General features: G+C 58.9%; 3 protein-coding genes. 2 read left to right on the top strand and 1 reads right to left on the bottom strand.

Features of this window, described 5'->3' with window-relative positions; all coding sequences use genetic code 11:
- Positions 1-64: 64 nt before the first annotated feature.
- Positions 65-1201: a site-specific integrase gene (locus FQS62_RS11380; protein WP_180855121.1), complete on the top strand. Its 1137-nt coding sequence runs from the start codon at positions 65-67 to the stop codon at positions 1199-1201.
- 703 nt (positions 1202-1904) lie between these two features.
- Positions 1905-7964: a DEAD/DEAH box helicase family protein gene (locus FQS62_RS11375; protein WP_180855123.1), complete on the top strand. Its 6060-nt coding sequence runs from the start codon at positions 1905-1907 to the stop codon at positions 7962-7964.
- A gap of 814 nt (positions 7965-8778) precedes the next feature.
- Here FQS62_RS11375 and FQS62_RS11370 read toward each other — a convergent pair.
- Positions 8779-12603, bottom strand: a complete 3825-nt coding sequence (locus FQS62_RS11370; RefSeq protein ID WP_226053466.1) for a hypothetical protein — start codon at positions 12601-12603, stop codon at positions 8779-8781.
- Between the last annotated feature and the right edge of the window lie 23 nt (positions 12604-12626).

The raw sequence follows: 12626 nt of genomic DNA, 5'->3' as shown, positions 1-12626 counted from the left end.
GCGCTTCCGATAAGATATATTTATCGGAACTCAGGCTATTTTTAAGCCCTACTTTCAATCACTTATGAGCGACCTTCTTCCAGCTCTGACCACCGCGGCTCCTGCCAATCCGACTGTGGCGCAGCTCTCGCAGTCCTCGGCGGACGCGGTGCGCGAAGTCTTCGCCGAAGCGGCCTCGGCCAACACCACGCGCAGTTACGCCACCGCCTTGCGCTACTGGGCGGCCTGGTACCAAGGCCGCTACGGAGTGGTCATCGCCATGCCGGTCGACGCGTCTTGCGTGATCCAGTTCATCATCGATCATCTGGCCCGGCGCTCAGGCGATGCCCTGACCTGGGAGCTGCCGCCGACACTGGATGCGCTTTTGGTGGAAGGCAAATTCAAGCAGCGCCAAGGACCGCTCAAGCTGTCGACCATCGTCCACCGCGTTGCGGTGCTCTCCAGCGCCCATCAATTGCTCAAGCTGGCCAATCCCTGCGAAAGCAGCGAGGTTCGGCAGCTGCTGGCCAAGGGCCGTCGCGCCGCACATAAGCGCGGCGAGCGGCCGAGCAAGAAGACGGCGATCACTGCGACCGAATTGATGGCGATGATTGCGACCTGTGAGGACGATCTTGTTGGGAAACGTGATCGTGCCCTGCTCTACTTCGCCTTCGCCAGTGGTGGGCGCCGTCGGAGCGAGACGGCCCATGCCGTCTTGAGCAAGCTTGCGCCGATCGACGGCGGCTACCTCTACCACCTGGACGTCGGCAAAACGCTTCAGGAGGGCGTCAAAGCAGGCGGCTCGCCGGACAAGCCCTTGTTAGGTCCACCGGCCGAAGCGCTTCGCACCTGGATCGAAGCGGCTGGACTGCAGGAGGGTGCCCTCTTCCGCCAATTGACACGCGGGAAAGTTGGGGCCGGCTTGTCACCCAAGTCGGTGGCCACCATCATCCAGAATCGCGCCCGCGCTGCCGGATTGGTGGGGAGCTTTGGCGGTCACAGCCTACGATCGGGTTTCGTAACGGAAGGTGCTAGGCAAGGAATTGCCCTGCCAGCCATTATGGCAATGACCGATCACCGATCGGTGGTCAGTGTCATCGGCTACTATCAAGCCGGTGCGGCCGAAACGAATCCGGCGGCTCGGATGCTGGAAGCTGCCGCAAGGTCAAGTGCAGAGTGCCCCATAGGGCGGTATGGAGACACGACGAGCACTGAGTCCTAGGCAATCGTGCGGTCAAACTAGTAGAAGTATCCTTTGATCGTCGCGGCTTCGCTGCGATCTATCACTGTCGGTCTCTGATGAGCCCCCGTCGCAGTCCGCCCTCACGTCACGGAGATCGGGTGATCTGTGCCCGATGCTTGAGTCGGCCGTCTCCAATAAATCGCGCACGGCTACACCAAAGATCCTGCGATGCTTGGCGGTGCGAAAGGCAATGGCCACTCGTCCCTGACGTCCGATTTGCCGCTCTCGCATGGCAAGAAGAATCCCGTTTATGCGGTCATGGTCGAAGGTCCGGACGGCACCAGATTGCAAGCAGAAGCGGAGCTTCGTCTCGACCACTTTCGACCTGGCGGTTACAAACTGATTGCCTATCTCCCTAGACTCGATAAAGCTGATGTGCCCGTGAGTAGCAAAGTCTGGAAGGTGTAAGTCGAGCCTCCGTTTCGGGCCGACAGCTGCCATGCTTCACCCCCGATATTCCCCCCTGCCCCCCTTGTTCCGTTGATGTCCGCCTGCGGCCACATGCGTCCGAACAGCCGTTCTCGCGTCCGTGCGAGTGACCGATGTGATCGACGACGGATATACTTCGATTCACAATGCCGCTCGATGCGGCGACGGCATACCCGCTGGTGCTCGACGCCCCCGGGTTATGCTGGAGCGGCTCCCTTTTCTCAGGTTCGCACCCACTACCCAATCCATATTTATGGCCTCGAAAGCGCCCCAAAATTCGCAGCCATCCGCTGCTACAGCTCCCGCAACGGTGCCGGCGGAGGGCGAACGCCGAGCGCTTCGTGGATACGTCGGCCAGTACGAGCGCGCGGGCGCTGCCATCTATGCCGCGCTTGAGCGCGACGAGCTGCTTTGGATTGGCGTCGCTGACCGCAACGCGGGCATTGCGGACGACCTGGTACTAGGCTTCGATGGATTGGTGGTCGGTCACCAGTTCAAGACGTCCAAGTTCCCAGGCACTTTCACTGTTGAGACGCTGTTTACTGGTGCCAATGGTCTCTTGAAGCCCCTAGTTCAAGCTTGGCAGTGCCTGTCCAAGGACAACCTAGGAAGTCGCGTCGAGATTCACTTGGTCGTCAACGACTTTCCATCGGTTACCGACAAGCCAGGCGACGGCCGGCTGCGGCACAGCGCTGCATTTCTCGAGGAGTTCCAACAGCATCCAAATCGGTCGCTGTCGGATTGGTCCGCGCGAGGATGGAGCCGACTGATCGACCACCTGCGCCGCGAAGCCGGCTTAAATGATGACGACTTCGAACAGTTCATGCACGCCCTGCGCGTGGTGTGCGGAGCTGCAGCGAACTTCATCCAGTCGCACAAGCTGAATGCGGAGCAGGCGAGACAGGCATGCGAGATTGCCAGCGTGCTTCCCAAGCTAGTCGCCGATGAACGCGACAAGGACAGGTGGACGCGTGACGAGCTGCTTCGTGAGCTTGGATGGCGCGATCCCGTCAAGACTTTGCTCATCCATCGGTTCCCGGTCGGCGCCTATGTTCAGCGCAATCGGGACACTGAGGTCAAGCTACTAGCAGCGCTTCATGCCTCCAATCACGGCTACGTCTCACTCATAGGACCACCTGGCTCCGGAAAATCCACTCTCCTGCAGGTTGCGTTGGCCACTGAAGCAAGTGTTCGGCTCGTTCGTTACTTGGCGTACGTGCCGGGCGCGGCTCAAGGCGTGGGTCGTGGGGAGGCAGACAACTTTCTGACCGACGTAGGTACGCAACTGCGGAACAGCGGTTTAGTTGGACTTCGTCTTCGCGATGACTCGCTATCTGAGCGCCGCGAACAGTTCGGCGTCCTGCTACGGCAGGCTGGTGAGCGCTTCACTCGCGAAGGGATCCGTACAATCATCGTTGTCGACGGGCTAGACCATGTGCCACGCGAAGAACGGCCGACCAATTCGTTTCTGGGAGAGCTGCCTCTTCCCGCGGCAATCCCAAACGGGGTCGTGTTCGTGCTCGGCACGCAACGGTTGGATCTCGCTAATCTGAAGCCCGCCGTAAGAGCGCAAGCGGAGAAGAGAGAGCGACAGGTTCTCATGGGGCCTCTCGGTCGCGAGGAACTCACCTGGATGGCGGATGCGCTAGGCTTGCCTGCCGAGATTCCAAGATTGGATCTCAGCAATCTCACGCATGGCCACCCGCTGGCAACGCGCTACTTGATTCAGGCACTGCTGCAAGCTGACGAAGCTGGTCGCAAGCACCTTCTTAGCGGCGGGATGCCGTTCGACGGCGATATTGAGACTGTATATTCAGCTGCTTGGCGCGAGATCGCAAACGATGTCGATGCCATGGATGTGCTGGGCTTCATCGCTCGGGCTGAGGCACCCATGGACCTGCGACTGCTGGCCACGATGGTCAAGGAGTCCTCGATTGAACGCGCCCTGGTCATTGCGCAGCACCTGCTCCGCAGTTCATCCCGGGGATGGAGCGTCTTCCACAACAGCTTTAGGCTATTCGTCATCGCTCAACCGCGAACCCGCCTCGGGAGCGTCGACGCTGAATACTCGCAGCGCGTATACCGCAACCTTGCCCAGTTGGCGAAGAGCGCGCCACCTGAATCGGCACAGTACTGGCTTGAGCTGCGCTACCGCGCCCGTGCTGGCGACGGTGCCGATGTACTGGCATTGGCGATGCCCGCTCGCTTCAGGCAGCAGCTGGCTGACGGGCGTTCTATCGCCGAGATTCACGCCGACATCCGCCTCGCCCTGCTGGCAGTGCGTGAAACGCACGACGCAACCGCCTTTACACGGCTGCTGCTGTGTCGTGACGAAGTAGATCGGCGCAAATCAGCCCTTGAGTACGCCAACCAACTCCCGCTGGCTATGCTGGCGGTGGGGAACATTGAAGCAGCCGTCTCCCTCGTGCAGGACTTCCCCAGCCAGGGCTACGAGGTCGTCGACGCCCTACTAGCGCGAGGCGACTTCGACCGCGCGAAGGAGCTGTTTGAAAGCCTCGAACCGCTATCGCAGCTCCATACGCCCAAGTTCAGAAACTACGGGCACCAGCACAACATCAAGGAATTCGAAAGATGGGCAATGCGCGCCGTCCACTTCCGAGACACCGAGCAGATCCAGATAGCGGTTGATCATCTCGCCGCAGAGGGTCTACGGGAGCCGGAAAAGGTGGATCCGCAATCTGCCGTCGCGCTGCGGCTGCATCTTAGGAGGGAAGCCGCAAAGGCGATGCTCGTTCAGAAGATTGGCTCCGATCCTCAAGAACTATGTAGCAAGCTCGGAGTAGCCAACGAAGATAAGCCGTCGGTGATGGTTCACGCAGGGCTTGCGGCCAGTCGACGTGGCGACGTTGGGCAAGCGCTTGCGCTGTTTGATAGTGCCGTCGCTCTTCCCGGGTTCGGGGAGGTACCAAACGGCTACCGTCGTCGGATGGCGCTGATCGCATTCGAAGCTGGCCGTCGTGACCTAGCCGAGGCCCTGTTCGACAAGCTGGTCGCACCGATGATCTCCATGTGCGACGACAAGACGGACCTGGCTGGGCTGGGCAATCTGGTCGGCGCAGTGATGCATCACACGAGGCTTTGCACGCTGCTCAAGAGGCCACTGCCAAGCGTGACACCGTCGAAGCACACCTTCCTTCATCCACTCCAACAGCACGCTTCGACGATAGGTGTGCTTCTAGGTCGCGCTGCCGGCGTCAACGGGTCCCTATCGGCAGGCGGCATCCAAGGCATAGCCCGCACGTCCCTTGGGTATGTCCTACGTCTCGCATCAGAAGGCGGCAGCGAGTCATACCGTATCCAGCAGTCTTTGAAAGCGATCCCCACGCTCGTGCAAGCGCTGCTGAGGCTCGGCGCCGAGCGCGGTGAAACTGAGTATCGCGCGGTACTTGGGGAGGTTGACTCAGCCATCGCCTCATCGACGTCGAAGGGAACTGCTTACCTGCGACGCAGATTGGCTGTCGATGCATATCGCGTTGACGGTGATCGTGCGGCGGCGGCGGATCGGCTTAATGCCCTCGTGGCGGAGCTTAAAGAAAGTACACCAAGCGAGCAGATCGACGGGCTAGCGAATCTAACCATCGGGTTGGCTGCGGTCGGGGAGTTAGAGCGGGCGAAACAGTTGCTGGCGACGGTTCCTGAGCAATGCCTTGGCTATGCCTTGGCTCCCAAGAAAGACCCGCAGTACGCGATCTGGCGAAACATTCTAGCTCTCGCGAACGCAGCTGACCCGGAAAGCCGTGTCAAGCGGGTCTCAGACCTGATGCGTCAGGTCGGTGGCATGACCAAAACGGAAGGGTCGTCGGCCGCGCATCGCCTTACGATGGCACTGATTAAGGAAGCGATGCAGGTTGGACCTCGCTTCGGCTTCGAGGTGTCAAAGACACTGGCGGATTGGCATCTAATCGGCTGGCCGAATCGTGTCGACCTGCTCATGACGGGGATGGTCAGGCGAAACCCGGAACTCGTCTTGGCATGCGCAACCGTCTGGTGCGGTCTGTGCCTGCCATTCTATATGGAACCTCACTACCGGGATCCGTCCCATGTTGGTGACTTCATCGACGCCTCCGCGGACGCAGCCGGCCCTGACCAGATTGAACCGCTCGCTCTGATGCTGCTTGGGGCGGTCGAGGTAGCCAGCAGAGCGCACGAGAGAATCACGCTGCTCCAGCGCATTCACAAGGCTTCCGGAAAGCATGGATTCTCGTCGCCTGAGCTCGAAGCCGCCATCGCTCGGTGGACGCCAGAAGCGCCGGAGCCTCGACACTCGTATACGCCTAACAAGTACGCCTCGGAAGCTACTCTCGAGGATCTTGAACTCGCGTTTGAAGCAGATAGCGACGAGCTGAACCACAACGCCCCGGACCGTTTCGAAGATCTGGCAGACACAGCTCCGCTTCATCTGGCGCGAAGGGTCTTTGAGCGCTGGCAGGTATTGCAGGACAACGCACGCTGCCGCTTCCTGATGGTGGAGCGGTTTGCTGCGGCCGATGAGGTCGATTACGCCAAGAAGCTTATGCAAGGCTACGAGACAAGCAACGACCCCTGGAGCTCCTGGAGCCAGTGGATGGGTGGCGGCAGGTTCTTCTACTTTAAGGCGAAGAAGCTTCTGCACGGATCATCCACATGCCTTGCGGCCTTCGAGAACATAGTCGATTCAGTGACGACGGGCCAGGAGAATACCCAGGCACTGCTCACAGAGCTGGATTCGATACTGCCGGTCATCAGCTTGACGCCAGATTGGCCGGCTATCTGGTCGCTGCTTGAGGAGCAGATGACCTGCACTCGCGAGTTCCAGTTGGGGCGGCCCTTCCAGTCGAGCGAGCTACCACTCAGCGACACGGACCTTTTGGAGGATTTGCTGCACTTTGCCTATCGGCTTCCCATTGCAGAGGTTCAGCGGCATGCGCGCAATTGCGCGCTGAGCTTGGCAAGGCAAGCCGGACAGGGTCAATCTTTGTTCACATCTCTTATCCGGCGACTTATGGACGGTGAGTTGGACGCCCCCTTGCAAGCACTCGGAACGCTGCTCGCTGCCGACAGCGCGAACCTCGAGCCCGTATTGGGCCGCGCCGTAGCTGCAATGGTCAGTCACCGTGACATTGCGGTAGCCGAGTCAGCCACGCTCTTGTCGCATCGGTGGGGGCTGGCTGTCTCTTTGGACGCGAAGCCACTGCCACTCTTCTATCTCCTCGAATTCAGTGACCTGCCAGAGAGCGACCAGGCATTCACGGACGAGAGAACTGGTGCAATGCGCGTCGAATCGCCGCTTGGCTGGACTCGTATGTTGCGCTCGACGGCACGTCACATTGCAAAGGCGGCAGACATCGAGGAGATGACAGTCCGCCGGCGCGCGGCGATGTTCATCCAGGATTGGGGTGGACTTGAGGCCTTCGGGCCCTCTGGTGTCAAAGAGCTTGAGGCTCAGCTTCGTGTCCTTGATATGCAGATCACTTACATGAAGCCACACGCCTACATTGCCATTGCTGCCCTTCGCCACGTCGCAGGGGAACTGCGCCTGGCCGGCAAGTTGGAGAGCCGGGACAGTCCGATGCTGTTGGAGAAGTTGGGCTACCCCCTTCCGCCTCGGCCATTGATGCTCCCGCGAGTTCGTCCCGAGTGGATTCGAAGGCCGCTGATTGACCGAAGTGCCGGTTGGTCCGAGCGAGAGCAGAAGTGGATTGACGAGGTTGACGGCGATGTTGCCCCTTTCCTGGCGCACTGCGACGGCCAAGTCGTGGCCGAGGTGTCTCGCTTCCATATCCACAAGGCACGACTGTCAGAGCACCGCTTCTATCGCTTTAGAGCACCTTGGGCAGAGACTGATAGTGAAGACTTCGACGATTGTTACGCCAAGCTGCCTATCGCTGTTTGGCTAGGCCAGTACGTCCCACTCGACAATGATCTGGCACCAACGCTGGTAAGGCGAGTTGTCTGCTCCGTGGACATGGGCTTTGACACAGCGGCCAATCCGTTTGCATTATGCCCAAACTGGGTTGAGGGGCTTCGCTGGCGCGCTCATGACGAGACACCGAGCGTATTCTTCGATGCGAGCGGAACGGTGGTCGCAGAGCTTCACTGGTGGCGTGACGCTGGCCCGGTTGGAATCGATGCGGATTCTCTGTGGGGCGAGGGTTGCTACCTCGTTGTGACGCCGGCTGGCCTGGAACAACTCACCGCCGCTTGTGGGAAAGAGTCCTTAGCCGTTAACGTGTTCGCAAGCAGGCATATAGAGCAGCCGAGTAATTGCGGGCAAACTCTCCTAAGAACGGCGAAGGGCGGATACTCGGTCTAAGGCCATCCATACTCCGCTTCGATCCTAGACGCTTAACTACAGGCTGTTATCGCTGACGACAGCCCTTCTGGCGTAAGAACTGGAACGACCGCTATGCGTCGGAAGCAGCCATTGCCCTACCACGATAGACACCCCGAATCCATGTTTGGCCTTGAGCCTGCTTCGGTCCATCGCTGTTGGAGCCAAGGCTGAACCTAAAGCCCATCCTTCCTGGGCACATCGGATAAATCGGGAGAGACTTCACTATCTTCTAGCCGGTCACTCCCAGAATTCGCGCGGAGCCTGGAAAAGAGGCAGAGTCGAATCTTGGCGCTAGTCGAAGTGACACCATTGGTCCAGATCTCTCCTAGATCTTTGAGCGCAGCCTGCACCCACGCTGCCCCGCTGCCCCGCTACCCGCTGAGGTGGCCGGCCTGCATACGCCCACGGCCCAGCAGATCCGACTGGGCCATGTTGGGCGTCACAACCTGGAGCGGCTCACCTGGCGATGCCAGCTGGCCCCAAAATCGGCCGGACCACGCAAAGCGCCGTCTGTCACCACAGAGATACGCCGAAGAACAGCGTTCATCCGGCGGTTCTTCGGCGACCTGCTACCAAGGACTTACTGGGTCCCAAGCTGCTTGAGTGACAGTCCCGCCTGAGTTGCCGCCCTGTTGCTGTTCGGCCACAGCTGATTGTGCCCGCGTAGAACCAATCAGTGTGCACAGGGTCCTTTCATCTATGTACATCGAATTCACAATGAGCCAACAGGACCGAGTATCTATGCGGGGCGCAACACCAAGATGACTAGCCGGCTCCATCTCACCCATACGCATCATTCAAAGCGCTGTTCCCGTCGACTTTGATCTTGCGCCTCCCGCTGTCGCTCTCTTCGCACTGTGAGCTCGACCCGTTCAAGCCTTTCCGCCGCAAGATTTCTCACTTCAGCCAATGGATGCTCCAGCAGCTCAGCAAAAGCCTTGGCCCGAATTTCTATGATGTCAGCCAACGAGCTAGACCAACTCATGGGCTGGATTCCGGCAAACATCACATCGACGATGCATTGCTTGTCCACTGCGGCTTCCAGCAAGCCTTTGATGGACGCACTGAGGACAACGCGTTTGGGATGTTCTAGTGGTATATCGGTTGCCTCTACAGTTGAGTAGGCGCAGGTCGCTGCGGCAACACGCACGATCCGATCTTGATCACCTCGACACCAGGTAATCAGCCGATCCACCGGCATACTATTGAGTGACGGCGAAGCACCTCCGAAACGACACTTGAAAACGCGATCAATCAAACGACGCTCCCTATCGTCGCCCGTGAAGATCTCTCCAAGGACAATCTCCGGGAAGTTGCGGAATAGCGTTGTCATGAGGACTTCGAAATCAGAGCTGCGAATTCTAAGATCATCCAACGCTTCGCAAAGCAACCTCACGATCTCCTTCACTTCCTGTTCTGGAGCAGACTCGGATAGGCACTGCTGGGCGATCCGCTTGGTCCCTCGGATGCGATTCAATTCAGTCTGTCCGCGCTTCCCCGCGAGTAGAGCGCGAATGGCGTCGCGCCCTGTCGAAAGGAGATCTTCACTCGGCACGTAGTTTCCGCCCCTCCCCGCGAAGAATCGCATTTCTAGCACACTAAGCGTGGTGTAGAAGCCATCATGGCGCTGGTTCAATATGGTGAACAGCTCCGCGAGCTCGCTGTCGGTAAGGGACTCGTGCATGCGGCCATAGGCAAGCTGTCCAAACCGCCACGCTTCGAACTCTTCCCCTCGAGCCAACTCAATCAGCATATTGAACCCCCATGGGCCAATCTTGATGGCGCTGAGCAGGTAGATGAAGAACGTCCGCAACAAGGGATGATCTAGCACCCGCTCCAACATCACCATGGCCAAGCGGGGGTCGATATCGTTTGCAGCGCTGATATAGCCTTGAAGCACCTGTGGATTGAGCTTCGCAGGCGCCTGCAGTTGCACCAGGCTCAAAAGACGCTCATAAGTGGCAATTAGGTCGACGCTGCCTTGCGCCAGCCCAATGCCGAAAGTATGCAGTGCATCGAACTCGCCCGACCAAAGCCCTGGACCCAATCGCTCTAAGCAACCTAGCTCTGCTGCGGCCATCTCACCAAGAGAGATGACCTTCTCTTTGATCATCTCGTCACTGAAGGTTACTTGCTCCCCCCTACTCTCGATGTGATCCCAAGTATTGGACAGCACATAGGCCTCGATCTCCGAATAGAGGCCGGATGGTGCCGCAACGCGCGAAAGTGACTCCAGCCGAGCCAGTAGATCAGGATGAGCTGAGTCGCCATCGAAGCCAAGCGTCTTCTTTACCGAGACCCACATCTGCGGCCATTCCCCTTTCGAAGCATGACTTCTGACTATCTCCTCGAGATCATCAAAACAGCCCGCAAACGTCCATAGTTCCCGGAAATGACCTGCCAGAAGTGAGCGCGCCCAGTCGCGAAGAGTCAAGTCATCGCATGTCAGCACCGGTCGCAGCAAGTTCAAGAAGCCGACATACCACTCGAGCTCTTCGGCACGCGTTCGCGGCTGCCAGCCAGCATCACGTCTGCGTGCACCGAAGTCGAACGCCGAGAAAGACGTCCAGTGCGTCGCTTCGAACGCAGCATGGAACAGCTCGGCTGCGATCTCGCGATGCCTCTCGGTGCCCGACTCGAGTAGCTTGCTGACAAACGCACACCGCCGTTCTGGTCGCGCCAGCGTACCTGACAGGTGCAACGAGAACAGATGCCGCATCTGTCCAACTATGCTGTCCCTGTTCTCACCTGACTTCTCGGCCTCGGCGAACTTCAGCATGACCGTCGCAGCACGATCAAACTTATCCTCGTCGTAAGCTAGCTGGTGCAGCAGGCGCACGAACAACCTGAAGTTTCGGTTCTCGCGCGAGGCAAAGCCTGGCTTGGTTGCGGCGTTCTCGATCAGCTGCAGCACGGTCTCCGGGAATACCGGCGCTATGTATAGCAATGCAGACAGCGTGCCTTCGTTACACGATCCAATATCATGCAGCGGTCCGCCGGGGCTCACCCAACTATTTGCCATCCGAACCGCAGGCCCGAAATCGTGCAGGTATCCCAGTCGATGCGCACATGAGACGAAAAGTCGGAGGTTCTCTGGCTTTAGCAGCTCGGCATTGATTGCGTCGACAGGGATGTTCTCCAGCGCACGCTTCGCCAAACGATTGGCAAGTGCATGAGGAAGAACTGCTCTCCACTCACCACGACTCTGCGCGAGCTGACGACGCATCAACTCAGCCTGAGCCCGATGCAGACCACGACGATCGAGGCCAACGATGGCACTTAGGACGCCAAGCTCATCATTGAACTCGGACGAGGAAACATTGAAGGAATAGACGAGCGATAGCGCTTCAGCGCATTCCAGAAGTTCATTGGACGCTCCTTTTCGTTGACTGAACAACCTATGGAAAAGGTCCTCGTCGGAGAAGTTTGTCAACGTCTCATCTGCATCTACCCGGCTGGCCAGCGCGATCGCGATGCGCGAATTGCCGCCGGAAAATTCGGCGATTTTGCCAGCGTTCAACTTCCCGATGTCTGGGTGCCGCCGCTGGATCAGCATCGAGACCGTCTCCTCGCTGCACGGCTCGAGGTGGATCACTTCGGTTTCCTCAGGACGATCGTCCGAGATGTCGTACTCGATTGTCAGAAGGCTGAGCATCGCGCTACTTGCGGAGACCTGCTTCTGCAACTGCCGATGCACGTCTGGCGGGCAGTTGTCCAGCACCAATTGAACCGCATGATCGTTAGCCACGATGTATGAAACTAGCTCGGATGCCGTCGGTGTCAAGTTCTCACCCAGGTCGGCGTAGATTGCGCTAGCTGGTGACAAGGCCTCCTCACCAACGTTCGCCTCAAACAGGGCCTGCGCGAATCGCGTCTTCCCCACTCCGGAGAGGCCGGTGATGCGAACCGCACTACCGCGGCGGCGCAACCGCTCTCGAGCTAGATGTATACCCTCAGAAACAGGCATGGGAGTCTTTGCGCTCGAGTTCGCGTCAATCACGCAGGGGTGGTCATCAACAAGGAATGCGTCGTTCTGGGCTGGGGGAGTAGCTGCCCACCTCCCGAAAGGCCTCCAGCCGGACAAGGGGCGGCCGAGGCGCGCACGAACCCACAGCGCAACGCTTGGATGCCGCCGTAGCCAAGTCGCCAATCGATCTCGACCATAGAAGTCAACGCGCAGAGACGCTTTTCCAGGAAGGATCCCCGCGACCGCCTCCATCGCCCGCACTCGACTCGCCAACATGCTGTCTGAACAATCGTCCTTGCCACTAACGATAATGTAGGCACCATCCCGATCGGCAAGATCTGCAAGTACGAGCTTTGGGGTGCCACCCTCCAACATCTCGTCCCTGCATGCCGCCGCACCCATAGCATGCTTCTTGACCTGGAAACCGCAGATCCCACGAGGAACAAAGCCGTCGTTGGACGGCAAGTCCATAGCCTCAATACGGACATCCAAACCGCCATCAGGCGCCTCCTGCGCACCTCCCCACATAACGTTCTTCGGCCGACGCCCCTTCTGGATTACCTCCGCTTCGCAAAGACGGGCAACCAATTCACGCAGATCGCCAGCACTGAGCGCTGTGATATCTACAGCATCAAGTTCAAAAAATCTCATGATTCCCTTCCCGCAATGATCGG

The sequence above is a fragment of the Stenotrophomonas sp. SBJS02 genome (genome assembly GCF_020428325.2).
Taxonomy (GTDB): domain Bacteria; phylum Pseudomonadota; class Gammaproteobacteria; order Xanthomonadales; family Xanthomonadaceae; genus Stenotrophomonas; species Stenotrophomonas africana.
The sequence above is the reverse complement of the archived record's forward strand: the minus strand, read 5'-3'. Positions and strand labels throughout refer to the sequence as shown.